Raw genomic sequence first — 22691 nt, 5'->3', positions numbered from 1 at the left:
CGCCGACGCATACCAGGGCCGGGGGATCGGGAGCTTTTTGATCAGCGCACTGTCCATCGCCGCCAGGGTCGACGGGGTCGAAAGATTCTCGGCGAGAATGCTTTCGGACAACACGCCGATGCGCGCCATCATGGATCGCTACGGTGCGGTGTGGCAACGCGAGGACGTCGGCGTAATCACCACCGTCATCGACGTGCCTCGCCGGCCTGCTTTCGGACGTGACATGGCCGATCAGATCAAGCGCGTCGCCCGTCAAGTGATCGAAGCGGTCGGCTGAAAGCACATGCGGCCGTTGTGGATTGGCCCGGTGGCTATCCCCGTCCTGGCACTGGTACTGGCCGCGTGCGGGCATTCCCGGGCGCCCACGCCGTCGGCGGCGCCGCAAAAATCCCCGTCGACCCATGGCAGCGCCGTCAACCCCGCCAACATCAAGCGGGTCGTACGCGACCTGCCGCCCCACTACGAGGTGACCACCGGCATCCCCAGCGGCGTATCACCGAGGGCGATCTGGAACCTCGAAGCCGACGTGACGGGCGCGCCGGCGCAATGCGCCGCGCTCGCCGACCCGGGCAACGGACGTGACCAATCCGCGCAGGGCCTTTCGGGCTCCGGCACCGGCGGCATCGTCGACGCCGTGGTGGTGGCCCTGCCCGGGCCGGTGCAGCTCGACCACAACCTCGTGGCGGCGTGCGACCGCTGGACCATGAGCGACGAGCACACCATGGCCAGTGTCCGCCTCACCGACCCACCGCACATCGACGACGCCGACACCGTCGGCATGGTGACCGACACCAAGTCATCCGTCGAGTCCGGCACCGAAATCGATTCGCGCACATACACCTTCACCGCGTACCTAGGGAACTATTACGCGTTCACCACGCTGACCACCGACCCCGGCTCGGCGCTGCCCGCACTGCCGCCGCAATTCGCCGCCGACCTGCTCGTCAAAACGGTGTCCACGTTGCGCGGTTGACCGTCCGCGTTGGGTAAATTGGCCACGATGTTGAAGGTGGCGTTCGCGGTCGCATCCGTGTGCTTGCTCGCTGGCTGCTCACCGGATCCCGGCACCGCCACAACCAAGGCCGACATCGCCAAAGTCGCCGACGTCAGGTCGAGCTTTGGGCCCGAGTTCAAGGTCGCCGACATCAGAGAGAGGGCCATCGATCCCGCGCTGTTGTCCACCCGGAAATTGCCCGAGGGTTTGACGTTTGATCCCGCCAACTGCGCGAAAACGGCGGCCGGGCCGGACATGCCACCGGACCTGAAGGGCAACATGGCCGCTTTGTCGGCGGAGGGCAACGGAAACCGCTACGTCGTCATCGCCGTCGAGACCTCCAAAGAGGTACCGCTCAGCGACCCCGGCAAGGACTGCAGCAAGGTGGCGTTCTCCGGGCCGCAGTTGCGCGGCGGCATCGAGGTGATCGATGCGCCGCACATCGACGGCGCCCACACCCAGGCCATCCACCGCGTGCTGCAGGCGCTGGTCGGGCCGGCGGCCCGCGCTGGCGAGCTCTTCGACTACACCGCACAGTTCGGCGATTATCAGGTGATCGTCATCGCCAATCCGCTGGTGGTTCCGGACCAGCCGGTGGCCAAGGTCGACACCCAGCGCGCTCGCGACCTGCTGGTCAAGGCGGTGGCGGCGGTCCGCAGCTAGCTCGCGCGATCGGCGCTAGCGGACGTCGCGCGGGCGGAATTGGATGCTGACGCGCGGGCCGAGGCGCGCCGACGTCTTGGGGACCGCGTGCTCCCAGGTGCGTTGGCACGATCCGCCCATCACCAGCAGGTCGCCGTGTGCCTGCGGCAGCCGCAGCGACGGTCCGCCGCCGCGCCGTCGCATCGCGAACGTGCGGGTGGCGCCGAGGCTGACGATCGCCACCATGGTGTCCTGCGAGCTGCTGCGACCGATGGTGTCGCCGTGCCAGGCGACGCTGTCGGAGCCGTCGCGGTACCAGCACAGTCCGATCGTGGTGAAGGGCTCGCCGAGCTCGCCGGCGTAGATGTCATTGAGCCGCCGGCGCAGCCGCCCCAGCAGCGGGTGTGGGGGATCCTCGACCGTCAGATCATGGAAACTGACCAACCGCGGCACGTCGACCACCCGGTCGTACATCTGGCGGCGTTCAGCCCGCCACGGCACCGTCGCGAGCAGGTCGCGCAGCAGGTCGTCCGCGTCGGTCAGCCAGCCGGCGCGAATCTCGATGAACGCGCCGTCACCGAGCTGCCTGCGCTCGATGTGTTCGAACAGCGAGCCCTGTACTGCGATGCTCACCCGCCCAGTTTATCGCACACCCGTTCGATGACGAGGGGACCGGCCGGCTAGCGGCTACCTTCTTATTGTGGGTGTTGTCGAGCTGGCCACCAACTCCGAGGTGGGCGCGCTGCGGGTCGTCATCGTGCACCGCCCCGGCGCCGAGCTGCTGCGACTCAATCCGCGCAACAACGACCAGCTGCTCTTCGACGGGCTGCCCTGGGTCGCGCGTGCCCAGGAGGAGCATGACCAGTTCGTCGAGCTGCTGCGGTCCCGCGGGGTGGAAGTGTTGCTGCTGTCGGACCTTTTGACCGAGGCGCTCAGCCACAGCGGGGCCGCCCGGATGCAGGGTGTGGCCGCCGCGGTCGATGCGCGGCGGCTCGGAGTGCCGCTGGCGCAAGAGCTTTCGACCCACCTGCGGCGTCTGGACCCGGTCAAGCTGGCCAATGTGCTGATGGCCGGCATGACGTTCAGCGAGCTGCCGTCGGACACCCGGACCGACGTGTCGCTGGTGCTGCGCATGCACCATGAGGGCGACTTCGTCATCGAGCCCCTGCCGAACCTGGTGTTCACCCGCGACTCGTCCATCTGGATCGGGCCGAAGGTGGTGATCCCGACGCTGGCGCTCCGGGCCCGGGTCCGCGAGGCGTCGTTGACCGATCTCATCTACGCCCACCACCCACGGTTCACCGGGGTGCGACGCGCCTACGAGTCGCGCACCGCGCCGGTCGAGGGCGGCGACGTGCTGCTGCTGGCCCCCGGGCTGCTCGGGGTCGGGGTGGGGGAGCGGACCAGCCCGGCCGGCGCGGAAGCGTTGGCGCGCAGCCTATTTGACGACGACCTGGCGACCACGGTGCTCGCGGTGCCGATCGCCCAGCGGCGCGCCCAGATGCACCTGGACACGGTGTGCACGATGGTCGACACCGACACCGTGGTGATGTACGCCAACATCGTCGACACGCTGTCGGCGTTCACGATCCAGCGCACGCCCGACGGCGTCGCCATCGGTGATGAGGCGCCGTTCCTCGAGGCCGCGGCCAAGGCGATGGGGATCGACAAGCTGCGGGTGATCGACACCGGGCTGGACCCGTTGATCGCCGAACGCGAGCAATGGGACGACGGCAACAACACGCTCGCGTTGGCGCCCGGTGTCGTCGTCGCCTACGAGCGCAACGTGCAGACCAACGCCCGGCTGCGCGACGCGGGCATCGAAGTGCTGACCATCGCGGGCTCCGAATTGGGCACCGGCCGCGGCGGCCCGCGCTGCATGTCGTGTCCGGTCGCCCGCGACCTTCTGTAGCCGTTTGCGCCGAGATTGCCGCCGCGGTTGTGGATGAAGCGGCCAGCACAGCCCCTCATGGCAATCTCGGCGAGAAGGAGCCAACCTCAACGCCAGCTGGGCAGCCAGATCTCCATGTTCCACGTCTGCTGCGAGATGGGCAGCCCGGTGAGCACCGGGAACAGCCAGGCGAAGTTGGTCACCACCAGGGCCACATAGCAGCACACAGCGATCAGCCCGAGCGTGCGTCGTTCCCGGTTCTGGCCGCGCGCGTAGAGGATGTCGCCGCAAATCAGCGCGATGGCCATGCCCAGGAACGGTGCCATCGTCGACGCGTAGAAGAAGTACATCTGCCGGTCGATGTCGGCGAACCAGGGCAGCCACCCCGCGCAATAACCCACCCAGACCACCGCATAGCGCCAGTCGCGGCGAACCAGCATCCGCCAGGATGCGTAGACCAGCACCGGCACCGCCAACCACCACATGGCGGGAGTGCCCACCAGCATCTCGGCCTTGACGCACGACTGCGCGCCACACCCCGGCACGTTCTGCTGGTCGATGGCATACAGCACCGGCCGCAATGACATCGGCCAGCTCCACGGCTTGGATTCCCACGGGTGGTAGTTGCCGGCGGAGTTGGTCAGGCCCGCATGGAACTCAAAAGCCTTGGCGGTGTAGTGCCACAGCGACCGAATGGCGTCGGGCATCGGAACAACGGAGTGGGGGCCGATCGACAGGCCCGCCTCATGGCGGTCGATCGCCGTCTCCGACGCGAACCACGGCGCATAGCTGGCCAGGTAGACGGCAAACGGGATGAGCGCCAACGCATATGCGGTCGGGATCAGGTCACGGCGCAGCGTCCCGAGCCAGGGTCGGATCACCTGGTACTGGCGCCGCGCGGCCACGTCGAAAGCCAACGACATCGCGCCGAAGAACAGCACGAAGTAAAGGCCGGACCACTTTGTCCCGCAAGCCAATCCGAGCAACACCCCGGCGCCGAAGCGCCACCACCGCACGCCGAGCCGCGGGCCCCACGGGGTTTCGGCGCAGCGGCCCTCCAAAAGCGCGACGTGCATTCGCTGGCGCACCTGGTCGCGGTCGACGATGAGCGCGCCGAACGCCGCCACCACGAAGAAGGTGAGGAAGCCGTCCAGCAGCGCGGTCCGGGCGGTGACGAAGCTGACGCCGTCGCAGATGACCAGCACGCCGGCGATCGCGCCGACCAGCGTCGAACGGCTGATCCGCCGCACGGTCCGCATCACCAGTACCACCATGACCACGCCGAGCAGGGCGCCGGTGAACCGCCAGCCCACGCCGTTGTAGCCGAAGATGGCCTCGCCGAGGGCGATCAGCTGCTTGCCGACGGGGGGGTGGACCACCAGGCCGAAGCCGGGGTTGTCCTCGACGCCGTGGTTGTGCAGCACCTGCCACGCCTGCGGCGCGTAATGCTTCTCGTCGAAGACCGGCGTGCCGGCATCGGTGGGGGAGCCCAGGTTGAGGAACCTCGTCACCGTCGCCAGCACGGTGATGACGCCGGTCGCGACCCAGCCCCGGATGTGGTCGGCCGGTCCGAAGTCGGCCACAGGAACCAGTGGTCCCGGGCTCACGACGGGGACGACACGCTCCTGCAAAGCGACGGAGCTTTCGCGGGGCGGGGCGGTCATCGGTGTCGATCGTAGGCTGTCCGTCATGACCTCCGGGCGCCTATTGCTGGGCGCGACTCCCCTGGGGCAGCCATCGGACGCCTCGCCACGCCTGATCGATGCGCTGTCGCGCGCCGATGTGGTGGCCGCCGAGGACACCCGGCGGGTGCGAATCTTGGCCAAGGCGCTCGACGCTGCGATCACCGGCCGGGTGATCAGCCTGTTCGACCGGGTCGAGGCCACGCGGGTGCCCGCGGTGGTCGACGCCATCAGGGCCGGCGCGACCGTGTTGGTGGTCAGCGACGCCGGAATGCCGTTGATCAGCGACCCCGGCTACCGCCTGGTCGCCGCGTGCGTGGACGCCGGCCTGCCGGTGCAGTGCCTGCCCGGGCCGTCCGCGGTGACGACCGCGCTGGCCGTGTCCGGTCTGCCCTCGGATCGGTTTTGCTTCGAGGGTTTCGCGCCGCGCAAGAAGGCGGCGCGCCGGGCATGGCTGGAATCGCTGGCCGACGAGCGGCGCACCTGCGTGTTCTTCGAATCGCCGCGCCGCTTGGCCGCCTGCCTGCGCGATGCCGTCGAGCAGCTCGGCGGTGCGCGGCGGGCGGTGGTGTGCCGGGAGCTGACCAAGGTGCACGAGGAAGTGGTGCGCGGATCGCTCGACGAGCTGGCGGTGTGGGCGAACGACGGCGTGCTCGGCGAGATCACCGTCGTTCTCGCCGGGGCCACCCCGGCCGCCGACCTGCCGTCGCTGGTGGCCGAGGTGCAGCAGCTGGTCGCGGCAGGGGTGCGCGTCAAAGACGCGTGCAGCGAGGTCGCCGCGGGGCATCCGGATGTGCGCTCGCGCCAGCTTTATGACGCGGTGCTGCAGCTACGAAGCGAGTAGCTCAGGGCGTGCAGACCCCGACGGGACCGAAGCCGGGCGTGCAGAACCGCGGGTGCGGCAGCGCCGGCGGACCCGGGAGCGCCGGCAGCGCCGGCAGGGCGGGTGGCCCCGCGGGAAGCGGGGGCAGCGCCGGTAGCGGGGGGGCCGCCGGCAAAGCGGGCGCCGCCGGCAGGGCTGGTGCCGCGGGCAATGCCGGGAGCGCGGGTGCGGCGGGCAGGCCCACCCCGGGGATGGCCGCGGTCACCGCCGGGATCGCCGCGGCGGCGCCGGGGACGGCCGCAGCGGAGGCGAGGCTCGGCAGCCCGGGCAGGCCCACGCCGGGGAAGCTCACCCCGGGAAGTCCGATGTTGTTCGGCAGCAGGCCCGCGCTTTTCAGATAGACCAGCGCAATGGCGGCGGTGCTCAGAGTGGCCACGGCGGTGCTTCCGACGCCTACGACGCTGCCGCCCACGCCCACCACGCCCTGCACAACGGACAAGGCCACGGCGGCGCTGTTGGGTATGGCGGCCGCGCCGGCCAGGCCGGGCAGCAGGGCGGCGGGGTCCGCGATGCCGAGGCTGCCGAGGTCCGGCACGCCCACGCCGCCGGGCAGGCCTGAACCCAGCCCGCCCATGTCGGGCGTGCCGCCGCCAAGTGCCGGCGAGCTCGTCCCGGGCACGGCGGCCCGGGCGGCGGCGGCGCCGCCGCCAGGTCCGGAAGGCGCCCCAGGTGCGATGGCGTTGCCCGCGTCGGAGACCGGCGCACCCCCGTTGACCTGCGCGGCGGCCGGCGCGGCCCCCGCCGCCGGGCCCGACGGTTTCGGGGTTTCGGGCATGAGGACCGAGGCCACTTTCTCCCCGCACGCCACGCCGCCCTTGCCGCAGGTGGTTGCGCTCGGTAGCGGCGTACTCACCGAGGTCAGCGGCGTGACCGCCAGCGTCCCGCCCAGGAGGGCAGAGGCGGCGGCGCCCAACACGGCGATTCTCATGACGTTCCCTCCGGCAGTCGACTCCCGATCGGCGCGGGTCAATTCCAGAAGCTTAGGCGCACCCGGCGGCTCACGCTGGGCGTTATCCGAAATTCATGGCCGGGGCGCTGATGTTTTACCTGGCCACCGAGTAACCGACCTACTAACCGACTTACTAACCGACGGAAGCCGCGGCCGCCACGCTCGGCAGCCCGACGATCGGGGCCGCTTTGTGCAGGCATTCCTCCCATTCCGCGCCGGGGTCGGAGTCGGCGGTAATTCCGCCGCCGACGCCCAGCACGGCGCCGCCGCCGGCATCGAATTCGACGGTGCGGATCGCGACGTTCAGCTCGCATCCCGCGATGGGGGACGCCAATCCGATCGTGCCGCAGTATATTCCGCGACGGTTGTGCTCCCATTGCGAAATGAGTTGGCGGGCACGGTGTTTGGGCGTGCCGGTGACCGAGGCCGGCGGGAATGCGGCGTCCAGGAGCGCTGACGTCGGGAGCTCGGCGGGAACTCGCGCCGACACCGTCGACACCAGATGCCACACGCCCGGCGCCCGCCGCACGACCAAGAGCTCGGGAACGCTGACCGTGCCGACGGTCGCCACCCGGCCGAGGTCGTTGCGGACCAGGTCCACGATCATGATGTTTTCGGCCACCTCTTTCGCCGAGGCGCGCAGCGCCGACGGCCAGGCGTCCAGCGGCAAAGTGCCCTTGATCGGGCTGGACATCACGCTTGTTCCGCGGCGCTGCAGGAAGAGTTCGGGAGACAGCGACGCCACCGCACCCCACGGGCCGGCGACGTAGGCCGCGCGGGCGGGGCAGGTGCGCGCGACGCCGTCGACGAAGAAGTCCAGCGGCGACCCGCTGACCGGTCCGGTGAATTGCGTGCACACGCACGCTTGGTAGACCTCGCCGGCGCGGATCGCCTCCAGGCAGGCCAGCACCCCGTCGCGGTGCGTTGCCCGGTCAGCGGCGCCCCAGTCGATCCGGCACTCGCGCGCCGGTGCCGGCCTTGCGGTCAACGCCGCGGCCAGCCAGTCCGGCATCGGCGCACCGGACAGGCTTTCGTACCACCACTGCCCGTCGCGGTCGCGGCGCAGGACGCAGTCGGTCCAGCCGCCGGCGGCCTCGGGGAGCCGGTTGGGCCGCCCGTCGGCGGCGGGGTCGGGATAGGACAGATAACCGACCCAGCCGCCGCCCACCGCCTGGCCGTTGGCCAGCGAACCCGGCGGGACCGCGAAGGCGTCGCCGACGTCCACCGGCCGCACCGACACGCTGGGTGCGATCACCGCCAGCGCGCCGAACCAGTCACCGGTCAGCGCGGCAGGCGGCGGCAACCCGAGCCGCCCGGCGGCGTTCCCGACGGCGCGCAGCACGCGAGGTGCGGCGCCGAGGTCGCCAAGCCGCTCGATTCGCACCGCCCCAGCTTGACAGAGTGGCGGTCGGTTAGCCGCGGCTGATGTCGCGCGCGGTCGCCAGCGCCGCCAGCTTGTCCGGGTTGCGCATCACGTAGAAGTTGGTGATCTTCTCGTCGGCGATCTCCAGCGTGACCACCATCTCGAGCCGTTCGCCTTGGTAGAGCAGCACCGCGGGAGCGCTGTTGCAGGTCACCATCTGCACGCGCACGGTCGCCCAGATGTCTTGGGTCTTGCGCATGAGGCCGGCGATCGCCCTGGCTACCCGCTCGGCGCCGACCACCGGCCTGCGGGCCGCCGACACCTTGCCGCCGCTGTCGGCCATCCAGGCGGCGTCGGGGGCGAGCATCGTCATCAGCGCCTCCACGTCACCGCTGGCCGCCGTGGCCATGAACTGAGCGGTGATCTGCGCGTTGCGCTCCGGGTCCTTCGCGTCGAATCGCTTCCGTCGCGCCCGGACGTGTTCGCGTGCGCGGTGCGCGACCTGGCGCACGGTCGGGGCCGGTTTGCCCACCGCCTCGCCGATCTCGGCGTAGTCGAAACCGAACACCTCGCGCAGCACGAACACCGCCCGCTCGTCGGGGCTCAGCGTTTCCAGCAGGACCAGCATCGCCATCGAAACCGATTCCGCCAGAACGACATCGGCCGATGGGTCCTGGTCGTCGAGCAGCAGCGGCTCGGGCAGCCAGGGCCCCACGTACTCCTCGCGGCGACGCGCGTCGGCCCGCAGCGCGTTGAGCGACTGCCGGGTGACGAGCTGGGCCAGGTAGGACTTGGTGTCGCGCACGCCTGCCAAGTCGATGTCCGCCCAGCGCAGGTAGCTGTCCTGCAAGACGTCGTCGGCCTCGGTCGCCGAGCCGAGGATCTCGTAGGCGATGGTGAACAGCAACGGCCGCAGCACAGTGAACCGTTGGGCGTGCTCACCATCGCCCGACGACCGGATCATCGAAGTCACCGCAGCGTGACCCGCTGATCGGCCGGCGACTGCGCGGGCCGGTTGCCGCCCTTGAGCCAGTAGTACGAACCGGGTTTGGCCGCCTCGCGCCGGATGGCCCACAGCGTGCCCTTGCAGATCGCCTGCTTGATGGACGCAGCGACGCGGCCGCCGAGCGCCACGTTCACCGGGGTGTCGTCGGTGCGCGCGAACTGAATGGTGCCCTGGCTGCGGCCCAGACTGATGCACTGCCCGACGAACGCCTGGTTCAGCGCCGCGGGCGTGGTACCGGCGATGCGGCTGAGCACGGTGTTGGCGGCTTGGGCGCCCAACGGCCCGGCGGCCTGGCAGCTCATCCGCAGCGGCTGGCCCGACGGCGCGGCGGCGTCACCCGCAGCGACGATGCGCGGGTCGTCGATGCTGGTCAGCGTCTCATCGGTGAGCACCCGGCCCAGGGCGTCGGTGCGAAGCTCGCTGCGCGCGGCCAAATCGGGCACCGCGAAGCCCGCCGTCCACACCGTCGCCGCGGCCGGCACGACGGCGCCGTCGCTGAGCACCACCGCGTCCCAGCGCACCTCGCTGGCGGCGAGGTATTCCAGCACGCTGACGCCGAGGCCGCGCAGGCGCTTGGCAACCGAGCGGCGGCCCCGGTAGCTCAGCGACGGACCGAGGATGCCACCGCACACCAGGGTGACCGGGCGGCCCTGCTCGGCCAGCTCGGACGCCGTTTCGATGCCGGTCAGCCCGGCCCCGACGACCGCGATGGGCGAGGCAAGCGGCAGGTCGGCCAGCGCATAGCGCAGCCGCCGCGCGCTGTCCAGATCGGCCACCGAGTAGGCGAATTCGGCCGCGCCCGGCAATGCCGAAGGCATGGCGCCGGTGCTGCCGACGGCGTAGATCAGGTAGTCGTAGCCCAGCTGGGCACCCGAGGCCAGCAGGACGCGCCGGTCGGCGGCCTCGATGCGCTCGACCGTGTCGACGACCAGCCGGATTCCCTCACCGAGCAGCGTGTCGTAGTCGGCGGTCGCGGCGCCGGTGTCGGCGACCAGCTGGTGCAGGCGGATCCGCTCAACGAAGACCGGCCGCGCATTGATCAGTGTGATGTCGACGTCGGGGCGTTGCCGCAGGTGGTTGGCGGCCAGCGTGCCGGCGTATCCGCCGCCGACGACGACGACATGGGTTCTGGGGGCGGTCAGCTCGGTCATTGCTGTCTCCTAATCTCATGGGACTCGTGCCCTTGAGACACCGCAGGCTGGGTGAGCGTGACAGCCTCGAGCGCGATTGTGAGCTGTCTCACTCGCGGGTTGCGGTCAGGACCCAGCGGGGAGGAAGACGAAGTTGTGAAGTCGACGCCGTGGGCCGCTGCTCTCCGACCTCGCCGCATTCGTGTCGCCGAGCGCGTTGTCGGCGATCACCGAGACCGACTTAGGCAGCATAGCGATCGTTAATTCGCCGACGTGGGCACCGAGGTCGAGCGAGACGCGCTGCGGATCGCGTAGCGACGCGACCTAGCCGCACGTCCGGGCGCGATTCGCCCAGGCGTTGCAGCATCCCGTATTTGCGCCACCAGAACAGCCGGGCGCCAAGGTGTTTGCCGCCGGGGCGAGCCAACGTTTCGCCGAGCGTGCGCCAGGCATTCGCGGTAGTCTCCCGTCTCTGTATTGGGGGCTCAGCCATGTCGCTTGAGCGGGGCCGGCGCCGGGCCGCGCATGTTAGGCTTTGCCGCATCAAATTCGTGGCCTGCCCCGGGCCGAATACCGCGAAACCAAATGGGGCCCCTCAGTGCGCATCGGTGTGCACCGGGAGGCAAACTTGACGACGAAGATCCCCTGATTGGGCCCCCACAAGACAAGCCCAGCTGGGACATGTGCCCCATGGGAGGAGCCCGTGCCGCGCAGCCTGGATCTCGTCGTCACCTCCGTGGCCACGCAGTTGATGGAGGCCACCGCCTCCACCGCGCCCCAGGTGAGTCAGAAGGTGCTCGCGCAGCTCGTCGAGCAGTTCGATCTGGACGCCGGCTTCCTGCGCCACCACGACCGCGAAATCCGGGCCTCGGTGCTGGTCGCGGAGTGGCCACCGCGCACCGACGTTCCGGACCCCGACCCGACGGCCGTCATCCACTTCACCAGCGCCGACCCGGTGCTCGCCCAGTGCGAACACGGCAGGAAACCGGTGGTGATCCGTCCGGAGCAGAACACGCGCGCGTTCCAGCGGTGGATCGGGGGGGCCAAGCAGCCCGCCTCGCCCTCGGTGGCCGCCGCGCCGCTGGTCTCGGGCGAGGCAACCACCGGCGTGCTCGGGTTCGTAAAGTACGGCGCCCGGAAGTGGAAGCAAGGAGAGATCAACACCCTGGAGGCTGTCGCCGCGCTCTTCGCGCAGCTTCAGGCCCGCATCGCGGCCGAGGAAAAACTTCGCTACCTGGCCGAGCACGACGACCTGACCGGCCTGTACAACCGTCGGGCGCTGGTCGCGCACCTGTCCGAGAGGCTCGCGGCGGGCAAGCCCGGACCGGTCGCTGTCTTGTACCTCGACCTGGACCGGCTGAAGCCGATCAACGACTATCTCGGTCACACCGCCGGCGACTGGTTCATCCGGGTGTTCGCCCAACGCATCCGGGTGTGCGCCGGAAATCGGAACATGATCGCCCGGCTGGGCGGGGACGAGTTCGTCGTCATTCCGGACCAGCCGATGTCGACGGGGGCCGCGGAGTCGTTCGCGCGCCGGCTGGGGGCGATGCTGTGCGAGCGCCTCGCCATCGGCGGGCATATGATCACCCGCACCGTGAGCATCGGGCTGGCGGTGGGCATGCCGGGGCGCGACAACAGCACCGACCTGTTGCGCCGGGCCGACGAGGCCGTGCTGACGGCCAAGCGCGGGGGCGGCAACCAGGTCGCGCTGTCCACAGATGACATGTCGCTGAAAAGCGCCTTCCGCAACGACATCGAGCTGCACCTGCAAGGTGACATCGACAGCGAGGCGCTGCTGCTGCACTACCTGCCCGAGGTCGACCTGTGGACCGGCGCGATCGTGGCGGCCGAGGCACTGGTGCGCTGGCGCCACCCGATCTGGGGACTGCTGCTGCCGGATTCGTTCATCGGGGTGGCCGAATCGACCAACCTGGCCGGCGAACTCGGCCGATGGGTAATGCGAAGCGCTTGCGCCGAATTCAGCCGGTGGCGCGCCAACGGCGTGGGGCAGAGCGCCATCCTGCGCATCAACGTGTCGCCCATCCAGCTGATCACCCGTGGCTTCGTTCGCAGCGTCGCCGACACCATCGAGGAGTTCGGCATCGACGGCGGATCGGTTTGCCTGGAGATCACCGAGCGGGCCGTGGTGCACGACATCGAAACCACCCGCAAGACCCTGGCCGAGCTCAAGGAGGTCGGGGTCCAGATCGCCATCGACGACTTCGGCACCGGCTATGCGGTGCTGTCGCACCTGAAGTCGCTCCCGGTCGACATGCTCAAGATCGACACCGGGTTCGTCCGCGACCTGGGCACCAACGCCGGTGACCTGGCCATCGTCCGCGCGATCATCGGGCTGGCTGAGGCCTTCGGCCTGCAACTGGTCGCCGAGGGGGTCGAAACGCCCACCGCCGCACTGACTTTGATGCAACACGGGTGCCACCGGGCGCAGGGATTCCTGTTGTCGCGACCCGTGCCCGGCAATGCGATGGAAGCCTTGCTGGCGGCGCGCTGGATGCCGATGCCGTTCCTCGCCGACCGCGAGGCGTTGTCGTTAGGCGCGATCTAGCCCCGGTGACGATGTTTCGGTCCTTCAATAGGGGTGCGCTGACCACCGTCATGTGCGCGGCGCTGGTGCTGAGCGGATGTGGTGGTCACACCAATCCGGGCCCGCTGTCCGCGATGGTCTTTCCGGCCATCCCGCCCACGGTTCAGGAGATCTCCAATCCGCTGCGCGGCCAGTACGAGGATCTGCTGAATCCCCTTTTCCCGCAGGGCAGCCCGACGCAGCAGCGATACCCGGCATGGCCGGCGTCGTACGACGCCAGCCTGCGTGTGTCGTGGCGGCAGTTGCAGCCCGTCGATCCGCGCACGTTGCCGCCCGACGCCCCCGACGACCGCAAGTTCGATTTCAGCGCGATCGATGACGCACTGAGCAAACTTCAGAGCCGCAACATGCGGCTGACGCTCCGCGTGTACGCCTACAACTCCTGTTGCAGCGCAACCTATCCCGACAATACGAACATCGCCATTCCGGAGTGGATGCGCTCGGCCGCCACCAACTACCCCGCGCCGCCGAACAGCCCCGCGCCCGGGGTCACGCAGGTGGTACCCAACTGGAACGATGCCAACTACCTGAACGCCTTTGGGCAGCTGCTCGCCGCGCTGGGCCGCCGCTACGACAGCGACGAGCGGCTCAGCGTCTTCGAGTTCTCGGGGTATGGGGATTTCAGCGAGAACCGCATCGCATATTTGCGCGACGTGTTGGGCGCGCCGGGTCCGGCGCCCGACGACAGCGTCGCCGCCCTGGGGTATTACAGCCAGTTCCGGGATCAGAGCATCACCAAAGCGTCGATTCAGCAACTGGTCGCGGCGAACGTAAACGCCTTCCCCCACACCCAATTGGTGGTCACACCGCAGAATCCGGAGATCGTGCGCGAGATGCTGGCCGACGAGGTGACCAAGAAGCTTTCCGCGCCGGTGGGTATCCGCGCGGACTGCCTCGGCGTTTATTCGCCGTTGCAGGCGTGGGCGGAGTCCAGTGACTCCTACTATCTGCGGACCAATGATGCGGTCGTCAACGCGCTCAAGCAGCGGCTCACCTCCGCCCTGGTGATCACCGAATGGTGCCACTTGCCCAGTGGAACCGATCCCGCGTCCTACTACGAAAAGGGCTTGCACGACGTCGTCAGGTACCACGTGTCGATGACGTCGAGTGCCAACTTCCCGGACAGCGAGGCGACCTCCGCGATGGATCCCAAGCTGTATCTGCTGTGGGCCCAAGCCAATACTTCGGCCGGCTACCGGTATTCGGTTGAAGCGCGGCCCGGATCGCAATCGATACAGGGCAAGGTTGCGACGATATCGGTCGTCTGGACCAACTACGGCTCGGCGGCCGTTACTGAGCAGTGGGTGCCCGGCTACAAGCTGGTGGACTTCTCCGGGGCCGTGGTGCGGAGCCTGCCGGCGACCGCCAACCTCAAGACGCTGGTCCATGACGATTCCAGCCAGTCGCGCGAGGAGGCGGTCCCAGCGTCGTCAACCGAGTCCGTTCACGTCGACCTGAATGGCTTGGCGCCGGGTCACTACACGCTGCGCGCGTCCGTGGACTGGCAACAGCACAAGCCGGGCGCATCCCACGTGGTGAACTATGAGCCCATGGCGCTGGCGCGCGACGGCCGCGACGGCGCGGGCCTGTATCCGATTGCCACGCTTGACCTGCCGCGCGACGGCCTGACGTCAACCAACGGTCAATGAAGTGTCGCGCCGCTGCCGAGCCCAAAAGTCGATAGCCCGCGGCCCATCGGCGCCCAGTCTGGCCCCGACCCCACCTCCAACTACCCATCCTGGGATTCGGCTTTCAGGTGCTCCGGGGTCAAATTTCATCCGCCGTCGAGACCGACCCACGGCGTAGTGACGCGCATCCTATCGCCCAGACTCGTGGCCGGTATAACACACGAGTATACGTACTGTTAGTATGACCAAAACAACGGTTGTGAGTGGAGGTACTGTGTTTAACCTGGGACGCGGTAACACGCGTCAGGGCATTTGTACCACGACAACATACTGCTAGTCTTCGAAGTGGCCCAAATTCCGTCCGAGATACACCGGCGAGTGCTTGCTCAAGCCGTGGTGGCCGGCTCGATCGAGGAGGGCATCATGAACGTGAAGGCGACCAAGACCCGGCCCGCGGCGCCAGCCTGGACGACCATGGCCCGCGTGGTGGCCTTCGGCATCTCCACTGGCGATCGCAATCACCCTGCTACTCGGCGCGTCAATCCTGGGTTCCAATGACAGCCAATCCGATTGACGGACGCGCTGACATGACGCGGCTCCAGATTCTGCGGGCCGCCTCACATCAGTTCGCTCGACGGGCCTATCACGACGTCGGCCTCGACGACATCCTGACCGAGGCCGATTTGACCAAAGGCGCCATGTATTTCCACTTTCGTTCCAAGCATGCGCTGGCGGTCGCGATCATCGAGAAAGAGACCGCCGCGGGTACCGTCGCCCTGGAAGGTCTGCTCTCTCGAAATCTTTCGGGCCTCGAGACGCTGATCGACTTCTCTTACCTGATCGCCGCGCAGGACATTCAGGCGGACGGCGTCAGAGCAGGGCTGAACCTGCTCGAGTCGGTCGGGCGTTCGGAGGGGCTGCAGGGCAGGCTGTTAGACGGATGGGTCCAAGCCCTTGCCGTGGTTGTCGAGAAGGCCATCGCCGATGGTGACATTGACCAGCGCTGTAGTCCACACGATGTGGGACGCTTTGTCGTGTCGCTGCATATGGGCTTGCGACAGCTCAGCAATCTCGACGAACCGGACCGATTCCTGCATGACCTAGAGAAGAGCTGGGCCCTCGTGCTGACCGGAATCCTGCGACCGGACCGCGTCGACTACTTCAGCCAATTCGTCCGGCGGCGCACTGCACTCGCAATCAGCACCGGCTCGGCCGGCGTGGATTGCGGTTGAAAGGCCAGGCAGGTCGGATGACCCGAACCGCCGCGGGGCGAAGTTGTTACGCTTGGTTGCTTTGCTGGCAACAGACGACAAGCCGAGATCCAAAATCTGCGCTGGTCCGCGGAACTCCGGAGGTGTAGAAGCGATGGCGCGCCAGGTGCGGTCCCAGGCCACCCGTCGGAAGATCCTCGATGCGGCGATCGAGGTGTTCGGTGACGTCGGATATGCCGCCGCGGCCTGGGGCACCATCATCGAGCGGACGGGGATGACCAAGGGTGCCCTGTACCACCACTTCGATTCGAAGGAATCGCTGGCGTCCGCGATCATCGAAGAGGGTTCGGAGACGCTCGTCGTCGCCTTCCGTAACGTGTGTGGATCGTCCTCGCCGGCCCTCGAGAACATGATCCATGGCACGTTCACGATTGCGAACGTGCTCCGGTCGGACAAAATGGCCCGCGCGGCCGAGCAATTGACCTATGGCTTGACCGAATTCAATGAAGCGGCGGCGCGCTTCTGCGGAGGCCTGGTGGACATCATGGCGGCAGAGGCCCAGCGGGCAAGGGCCGAAGGAGACCTACGACCCGACCTGGATACGACGATGGTCAGCGAGTCGATCGTGGGTGCGATGTTGGGAATTCGACTGCTGTCCCAAGCGATTCCTGCTCGAGGCGGTAGTGAGGACCTCATCGGGCGAACGGGTCAAATGTGGGAACTCATGCTCGCCGGCATTGCTACCGAAGCTTCGTTGCCCTACTTCCGCCAATTCCTCTCTCGCGAAGCGCTCCGCCAGGCCCGGCTCGCTGCGAGCTCCGACATTGACCCTCCCCTGACATCGGAAGCTGAGTAGTAGTCGTCCGGCCGTTGGCAGACCGTGGCATCGAAGATGCTTGTGGCGCAATCTGACGCGATTCCGTCACGAAGCCTCGGTGTTGGGAGACGGCTGGTAGCGCGGGAACACGCCGGTGGGCGGCGGCAGCGCGGTGCCCGGAGCCAGCCGCGCGCCGATCGCGGCGAACGCCCGCTGGTCTTTGGGCTGGCCCAGCAAGTCCAGCAGCTTGCCCGCCGACTCGGGCATGACCGGCTGCACCAGCAGCGCGGCGATGCGCACCGCCTCGCACGTCACGTAGAGGACCGTCCGAAAGCGTGCCTGGTCCGCCTCGGCCTCGCTCTTGCGCAGCACCCACGGTTGCTGCGCCGAAAAATACTTGTTCGCCTCGCCGAGCATCAGCCAGATGGCCTCGAGCGCCAAATGCATGGCCTGGGCTTCGAAGTGGGCGCGCACCCGCTCCAGCAACCCGTCGGCGACCGCCAGTAGCTCGTTGTCGTCGGCGGTCAGCTCGCCGGGTTGGGGCACCACGCCGTCCAGGTTCTTGGCCACCATCGACAGCGACCGCTGGGCCAGGTTGCCGAGCTCGTTGGCCAGGTCGGTGTTGATCCGGGTGACGATGGCCTCTTCGCTGTAGCTGCCGTCCTGGCCGAACGGGACCTCGCGCAGCAGGAAGTAGCGCACCTGATCCACGCCGAACGTGTCGACCAGGGCGTCCGGGGGGACGATGTTGCCCACCGACTTGCTCATCTTCTCGCCCCGGTTCAGCAGGAATCCGTGCGCGAAAACGCGCCGCGGCAGTTCGATTCCCGCCGACATCAAGAAGGCCGGCCAGTAGACGGCGTGGAACCTGATGATGTCCTTGCCGATCATGTGCAGATCGGCGGGCCAGTAGCGGCGAAACAGGTCCGAATCGGTGTCGGGATAGCCCGCCCCGGTCAGGTAGTTGGTCAGCGCGTCGACCCAGACGTACATGACGTGATCGGGGTGGTCGGGCACCTTGACCCCCCAGTCGAAGGACGTGCGCGAGATCGACAGGTCGCGCAGCCCGCCGGACACGAAGCTGACCACCTCGTTGCGGCGCACCTCGGGCGCGATGAAGTCCGGGTTGGCCTCGTAGTGGGCCAGCAGCTTGTCTGCATACGCCGAGAGCCGGAAGAAATAGGTCTGCTCCTCGGTCCAGGTCACCGGGGTGCCGGTTTCGACGGCGACCCGGGTCCCATCCACCTCCGCGGTCTCCGACTCGACGAAGAATCGCTCGTCCCGCACCGAGTACCAGCCCTCGTAGGCGTCCAGGTAGATGTCGCCGGCGGCCGACATCCGTCGCCAGATCTCCTTGGACGCCTCGTGGTGGTCGGCGTCGGTGGTCCGGATGAACCGGTCGAAGGAGATGTTCAGCCGCTCCTGCAGGCGCTGGAACACGTCGGAGTTGCGGCGGGCCAGCTCGGCGGTGGGCAGCCCTTCGGCCGCGGCGGCCTGTGCGACCTTGAGGCCGTGCTCGTCGGTTCCGGTCAGGAAGCGCACGTCGAAACCGTCGAGCCGCTTGAACCGCGCGATGGCGTCGGTGGCGATGTACTCGTACGCGTGCCCCAGGTGCGGCGCGGCGTTGGGGTACGTGATCGCGGTGGTGACGTAGTAGGGCCTCATCGAGACTCACCCTATTGTGTGGCGGTGAGCTCCAACCGCTCTGGTAAACGTGAGGCGCCGCCCGCGCCCGAGCCGCTGGCGCCGTTGATCGACGCCCACACCCACCTCGACGCGTGCGGGGAGAGCCCGAATATGGGAGCCGAGGGGGTGCGGGCCATCCTCGACCGCGCCGCGGCGGTGGGAGTGGGTGCGGTGGTCACCATCGCCGACGACCTGGACTCGGCGCGCTGGGTGACCCGCGCCGCCGAATGGGATCCGCGCGTCTACGCCGCGGTGGCGTTGCACCCGACCCGCGCCGACGCGCTCGACGACGCCGCCCGCGCCGAGATCGAGCGGCTGGCCGGCCACCCTCGGGTGGTGGCCGTCGGTGAGACCGGGATGGACCTGTATTGGCCGGGCCGCCTGGACGGCTGCGCGCGGCCCGACGTGCAGCGGGAGGCCTTCGCGTGGCACATCGACCTGGCCAAGCGGTGCGGGAAGCCGCTGATGATCCACAACCGGCAGGCCGACGCCGAGGTGCTCGACGTGCTGGCGGCCGAGGGCGCTCCGGACGCGGTGATCTTTCACTGCTTTTCGTCGGATGCCGCCATGGCCCGCCGCTGTGTGGATGCCGGGTGGTTGCTCAGCCTGGCCGGGACGGTGAGTTTCCGCAACGCCCGGGCGCTGCGCGAGGCGGTGCCGTTGATACCGCCGCAGCAGCTTTTGGTGGAAACCGATGCGCCTTTTTTGACGCCGCACCCCTACCGGGGGGCAGCGAACGAACCGTACTGCCTTCCCTATACTGTGCGGGCGCTGGCTGAACTGCTGGATCGTCGCCCCGAAGACGTGGCGGAGATAACGACCAGCAATGCCCGCAGGGTCTATGGGCCGATCCCGTGACCGGCTCTGTCAAACGGTGATTTGCCTAACATCGTTGCGCCGGAGTTGCTCAACATTGGCCGGTTCGTTACCGTCTTGTGATCGAACGGCTGGGCCCCAGGGCCCATTTGTCATTTTTCCGCTGAGTGGTTCGTTGAGTGGTTGCTGAGGCCGGGGTAACGCGCGTTGACTGTATTGAGAAAACTGCATCAAACCCCTTCACCAATGTTGCGCCTCGTAGTTGGAGGCCTGCTGTTAGCGCTGGGGTTGGCCGGTGGATTCGCGGTTTCCGCGTCCAAGACGGTGACGTTGACGGTTGACGGAATCGCGATGCGGGTGACCACCATGAAGTCGCGGGTGATCGACATCGTGCAGGAGAACGGTTACGCCGTCGACGAGCGCGACGACCTGTACCCCGCCGGCGATGTGCAGGTTCACGACGCCGCCAACATCGTGTTGCGGCGCAGCCGGCCGCTGCAGATCTCGCTGGACGGCCGCGACACCAAGCAGGTCTGGACGACGGCATCCACCGTCGACGAGGCGCTGGCCCAGCTCGCGATGACCGACACCGCCCCGGCCGCGGCCTCCCGCGGCAGCCGGGTGCCGCTTGCGGGCATGGCGCTGCCGGTCGTCAGCGCCAAGACCGTCCACATCAATGACGGCGGCGAGGTGCGCACCGTGCACCAGCCGGCGCCGAGCGTGGCCGCGCTGCTGAGCGCCGCCGGCGCGCCCCTGCTCGAAAGCGACCAGGTGGTGCCCAGCGCGACCTCGCCGATCGTCGACGGAATGGAAATCCAGGTCACCCGCAACCGCATTCAGCGGGTCACCGAGCGGGTCCCGCTGCAGCCGCCCGCGCGGCGCGTCGAGGACCCGGAGATGAACATCAGCCGCCAGGTGGTCGAGGACCCGGGCAGCCCAGGTACCCAGGACGTGACGTTCGCCGTGGCCACGGTCAACGGCGTCGAGACCGGCCGGCTGCCCATCGCCAACAGCGTGGTCACACCGGCCCGTGAGGCCGTGGTGCGGGTGGGCACCAAGCCCGGCACCGATGTGCCCGCGGTGACCAACGGATCGATCTGGGACGCCATCGCGGGCTGCGAGGCCGGCGGCAACTGGGCGATCAACACCGGCAACGGGTATTACGGGGGTGTGCAGTTCGACCAAGGCACCTGGGAGCGCAACGGCGGCCTGCGGTTTGCCCCGCGCGCTGACATGGCGACCCGCGAAGAGCAGATCGCCGTCGCCGAGGTGACCCGGGAGCGCCAGGGTTGGGGTGCGTGGCCGGTGTGCAGCGGAAGAGCTGGTGCAAACTGACCATCGGGCTCCTCGGGCGCACCGAGATCAGGCGGCTGGCCAAAGAACTTGAATTCCGGCCACGAAAGTCCCTCGGACAAAACTTCGTACACGACGCCAACACGGTGCGACGGGTGGTTTCTACCTCCGGGGTCAGCCGATCCGACCACGTCCTGGAGGTCGGGCCCGGCCTCGGCTCACTCACGCTGGCGCTGCTGGACCGTGGCGCCGCCGTCACCGCCGTCGAAATCGACCCCGTGCTGGCCGGCCGACTGCCGCAGACGGTCGCCGAGCACTCCCACAGCGAGATAAACCGGCTGACGGTGTGCAACCGCGACGTGTTGACCCTGCGCCGCGATGAGCTGGCCACGTCGTCAGAGCCGACCGCGGTGGTCGCCAATTTGCCGTACAACGTCGCGGTTCCGGCGCTGTTGCATCTCCTCGCCGAATTTCCGTCCATTCAGACGGTGACGGTGATGGTGCAGGCCGAGGTCGCCGAACGGCTCGCCGCCGAGCCGGGCGGCAAGGAGTACGGCGTGCCCAGCGTCAAGCTGCGTTTCTTTGGGCGGGTTCGCCGCTGCGGCATGGTGTCGCCGACGGTCTTCTGGCCGATTCCGCGCGTGTATTCGGGTCTGGTGCGCATCGACCGGTACGAGGCGTCGCCGTGGCCGACCGACGAGGCCTTCCGGCGGCGGGTGTTCGAGCTCATCGACATCGCGTTTGCCCAGCGGCGCAAGACGTCCCGCAACGCGTTCGCCGAGTGGGCCGGCTCGGGCAACGAGTCGGCGAATCGCTTGCTGGCCGCCAGCATCGATCCGGCCCGTCGCGGCGAGACGCTGTCCATCGACGACTTCGTGCGGCTGCTGCAACGTTCCGGCGCTCCGGACGAGCTGCCGCACGTGTCGGGGCACGCTTCCGCGAGCTGAGTAGGTCGTCGCCTGTCGCAGCGATAGTCTGCTGCCGTGTCCGCATCTGACGGCAATACCGCCGCGCAGTGGGTGCCCACCGGGTCGGTCACCGTGCGGGTGCCCGGGAAGGTCAACCTGTATCTCGCGGTCGGTGACCGTCGCGACGACGGCTACCACGAACTCACCAGCGTGTTTCACGCCGTTTCGCTGCTCGACGAGGTGACGGTTCGCAACGCCGACGTGCTGTCGCTCGAGCTGGTCGGGGAGGGCGCCGACAAGCTGCCCACCGACGAACGCAACCTCGCCTGGCGGGCCGCCGAGCTGATGGCCGAACACGTGGGCCGGGCGCCCGACGTCTCGATCATGATCGACAAGTCGATACCGGTGGCCGGCGGCATGGCCGGCGGCAGCGCGGACGCGGCGGCGGTGCTGGTCGCGATGAACTCGCTGTGGGAGCTCAACGTGCCACGCCGCGACCTGCGCATGCTGGCGACCAAACTCGGCAGCGACGTGCCGTTCGCCCTGCACGGCGGCACCGCGCTGGGCACCGGTCGCGGCGAGGAACTGGCAACGGTGTTGTCCCGCAACAGCTTTCACTGGGTGCTGGCGTTCGCCGACGGCGAGCTGCTCACGCCGAAGGTGTTCGCAGAACTGGACCGGCTCCGCGAGGCCGGGAATCCGCCGCGCCTCGCCGAGCCCGGGCCGGTGCTGGGGGCTCTGGCGGCCGGCGACCCCGAGCAGCTGGCGCCGCTGCTGGGCAACGAAATGCAGGCGGCCGCGGTGAGCCTGGCCCCCAAGCTGCGGCGCGCGCTGCGCGCCGGTGTGGAGGCCGGTGCCCTGGCCGGCATCGTGTCCGGCTCGGGTCCGACGTGCGCGTTCCTGTGCACCTCGGCGACCGCGGCCGTCGACGTCGGTACCCAGCTGTCAGGGGCGGGTGTCTGCCGGACCGTCCGGGTCGCGACCGGACCGGTACCGGGGGCACGGGTGGTGCCGGGGCCGATGACCGAGAACTGAACGGGGTGTGAAATCCCACTCAAAGCGCCGCAGAGTTTGGCAGTTACTTAAGAGGAGTTTAAGATAGCTGGCGGTGACGAGCAGCGGTAAGCAGGACCACTCGATAAATCTTCGTCCGCCGGGCAGCCCGGCGGACTCGTTGGCTCATC

General features: G+C 68.5%; 20 protein-coding genes and 2 pseudogenes. 13 read left to right on the top strand and 9 right to left on the bottom strand.

Features of this window, described 5'->3' with window-relative positions; genetic code table 11:
* The 3 genes and pseudogenes from A5764_RS20705 to A5764_RS20695 all read left to right on the top strand — a co-directional run.
* Positions 1–277 (top strand): annotated as a pseudogene (locus tag A5764_RS20705) (GNAT family N-acetyltransferase); the annotation flags it as partial.
* A 6-nt stretch (positions 278–283) separates the two neighbouring features.
* Positions 284–973 (top strand): DUF5642 family protein, encoded by a 690-nt coding sequence (locus A5764_RS20700; RefSeq protein ID WP_067116408.1) that lies wholly within the window; start codon positions 284–286, stop codon positions 971–973.
* A gap of 27 nt (positions 974–1000) precedes the next feature.
* The gene (locus A5764_RS20695; protein ID WP_067116405.1) at positions 1001–1657 is read left to right on the top strand and encodes a DUF5642 family protein; all 657 of its coding nucleotides are present in this window, start codon (positions 1001–1003) and stop codon (positions 1655–1657) included.
* Between the two features lie 15 nt (positions 1658–1672).
* Here the strand turns inward: A5764_RS20695 and A5764_RS20690 are convergent, their stop codons facing one another.
* Positions 1673–2269, bottom strand: a complete 597-nt coding sequence (locus A5764_RS20690) for an alpha-ketoglutarate-dependent dioxygenase AlkB (protein WP_067116402.1) — start codon at positions 2267–2269, stop codon at positions 1673–1675.
* Between the two features lie 67 nt (positions 2270–2336).
* Between A5764_RS20690 and arcA the strand changes: the two genes are divergently transcribed.
* A complete protein-coding gene (gene arcA, locus A5764_RS20685) occupies positions 2337–3548 on the top strand; it encodes an arginine deiminase (RefSeq protein WP_067116400.1) in 1212 nt (403 codons plus the stop codon).
* Positions 3549–3634: 86 nt separating this feature from the next.
* On the opposite strand, the gene A5764_RS20680 is transcribed toward arcA, so the two are convergent.
* Entirely contained in the window at positions 3635–5191 is a 1557-nt protein-coding gene (locus tag A5764_RS20680; RefSeq protein ID WP_067116397.1) for a dolichyl-phosphate-mannose--protein mannosyltransferase, read from the bottom strand.
* Between the two features lie 25 nt (positions 5192–5216).
* Between A5764_RS20680 and rsmI the strand changes: the two genes are divergently transcribed.
* Complete coding sequence (rsmI, locus tag A5764_RS20675) at positions 5217–6053, top strand: 16S rRNA (cytidine(1402)-2'-O)-methyltransferase (protein ID WP_067116394.1); 837 nt, start codon at positions 5217–5219, stop codon at positions 6051–6053.
* 1 nt (position 6054) lies between these two features.
* Here rsmI and A5764_RS20670 read toward each other — a convergent pair whose 3' ends face one another.
* From A5764_RS20670 to A5764_RS30145, 5 genes and pseudogenes are all read right to left on the bottom strand, one after another.
* On the bottom strand, positions 6055–7020 hold the full coding sequence (locus A5764_RS20670) for a hypothetical protein (protein ID WP_067116392.1): 966 nt from the start codon (positions 7018–7020) through the stop codon (positions 6055–6057).
* A 154-nt stretch (positions 7021–7174) separates the two neighbouring features.
* A complete protein-coding gene (locus tag A5764_RS20665; protein ID WP_067116389.1) occupies positions 7175–8425 on the bottom strand; it encodes an aminodeoxychorismate synthase component I in 1251 nt (416 codons plus the stop codon).
* A gap of 28 nt (positions 8426–8453) precedes the next feature.
* A complete protein-coding gene (locus tag A5764_RS20660) occupies positions 8454–9368 on the bottom strand; it encodes an RNA polymerase sigma-70 factor (RefSeq protein ID WP_067116427.1) in 915 nt (304 codons plus the stop codon).
* Between the two features lie 5 nt (positions 9369–9373).
* Positions 9374–10561 (bottom strand): NAD(P)/FAD-dependent oxidoreductase, encoded by a 1188-nt coding sequence (locus A5764_RS20655; RefSeq protein WP_067116385.1) that lies wholly within the window; start codon positions 10559–10561, stop codon positions 9374–9376.
* 201 nt (positions 10562–10762) lie between these two features.
* Positions 10763–10993, bottom strand: a pseudogene (locus A5764_RS30145) (FkbM family methyltransferase); the annotation flags it as partial.
* A gap of 250 nt (positions 10994–11243) precedes the next feature.
* On the opposite strand from A5764_RS30145, the gene A5764_RS20650 reads away from it, so the two are divergent.
* Both A5764_RS20650 and A5764_RS20645 read left to right on the top strand, forming a co-directional pair.
* Positions 11244–13109: a bifunctional diguanylate cyclase/phosphodiesterase gene (locus A5764_RS20650; RefSeq protein ID WP_067116382.1), complete on the top strand. Its 1866-nt coding sequence runs from the start codon at positions 11244–11246 to the stop codon at positions 13107–13109.
* A gap of 11 nt (positions 13110–13120) precedes the next feature.
* A complete protein-coding gene (locus tag A5764_RS20645; RefSeq protein ID WP_369807348.1) occupies positions 13121–14797 on the top strand; it encodes a hypothetical protein in 1677 nt (558 codons plus the stop codon).
* A 365-nt stretch (positions 14798–15162) separates the two neighbouring features.
* Here the strand turns inward: A5764_RS20645 and A5764_RS29720 are convergent, their stop codons facing one another.
* Positions 15163–15294, bottom strand: coding sequence for a hypothetical protein (locus tag A5764_RS29720; protein ID WP_255361116.1), 132 nt, complete (start codon positions 15292–15294; stop codon positions 15163–15165).
* Positions 15295–15330: 36 nt separating this feature from the next.
* Here A5764_RS29720 and A5764_RS20640 point away from each other — a divergent pair, with 36 nt between their 5' ends.
* The gene (locus A5764_RS20640) at positions 15331–16008 is read left to right on the top strand and encodes a TetR/AcrR family transcriptional regulator (RefSeq protein WP_067116380.1); all 678 of its coding nucleotides are present in this window, start codon (positions 15331–15333) and stop codon (positions 16006–16008) included.
* A 133-nt stretch (positions 16009–16141) separates the two neighbouring features.
* Positions 16142–16843, top strand: a complete 702-nt coding sequence (locus A5764_RS20635) for a TetR/AcrR family transcriptional regulator (RefSeq protein WP_067116378.1) — start codon at positions 16142–16144, stop codon at positions 16841–16843.
* 66 nt (positions 16844–16909) lie between these two features.
* Here A5764_RS20635 and metG read toward each other — a convergent pair whose 3' ends face one another.
* Positions 16910–18469 (bottom strand): methionine--tRNA ligase, encoded by a 1560-nt coding sequence (gene metG / locus A5764_RS20630; RefSeq protein ID WP_067116374.1) that lies wholly within the window; start codon positions 18467–18469, stop codon positions 16910–16912.
* Positions 18470–18487: 18 nt separating this feature from the next.
* Between metG and A5764_RS20625 the strand changes: the two genes are divergently transcribed.
* From A5764_RS20625 to A5764_RS20610, 4 genes are all read left to right on the top strand, one after another.
* A complete protein-coding gene (locus A5764_RS20625) occupies positions 18488–19348 on the top strand; it encodes a TatD family hydrolase (protein WP_067116371.1) in 861 nt (286 codons plus the stop codon).
* 165 nt (positions 19349–19513) lie between these two features.
* On the top strand, positions 19514–20641 hold the full coding sequence (locus A5764_RS20620; RefSeq protein ID WP_197501648.1) for a resuscitation-promoting factor: 1128 nt from the start codon (positions 19514–19516) through the stop codon (positions 20639–20641).
* The gene (gene rsmA, locus A5764_RS20615; protein ID WP_067116365.1) at positions 20605–21546 is read left to right on the top strand and encodes a 16S rRNA (adenine(1518)-N(6)/adenine(1519)-N(6))-dimethyltransferase RsmA; all 942 of its coding nucleotides are present in this window, start codon (positions 20605–20607) and stop codon (positions 21544–21546) included. The genes A5764_RS20620 and rsmA overlap by 37 nt, the downstream gene beginning before the upstream one ends.
* A gap of 36 nt (positions 21547–21582) precedes the next feature.
* Positions 21583–22542: a 4-(cytidine 5'-diphospho)-2-C-methyl-D-erythritol kinase gene (locus A5764_RS20610; protein WP_067116362.1), complete on the top strand. Its 960-nt coding sequence runs from the start codon at positions 21583–21585 to the stop codon at positions 22540–22542.
* Positions 22543–22691: the final 149 nt, after the last annotated feature.

Source organism: Mycobacterium sp. 852002-51057_SCH5723018 (assembly GCF_001667035.1).
Classification (GTDB): Bacteria; Actinomycetota; Actinomycetes; order Mycobacteriales; family Mycobacteriaceae; genus Mycobacterium.
Note: the sequence above shows the minus strand (reverse complement) of the source record. Positions and strands in the feature narration are given on the sequence as shown.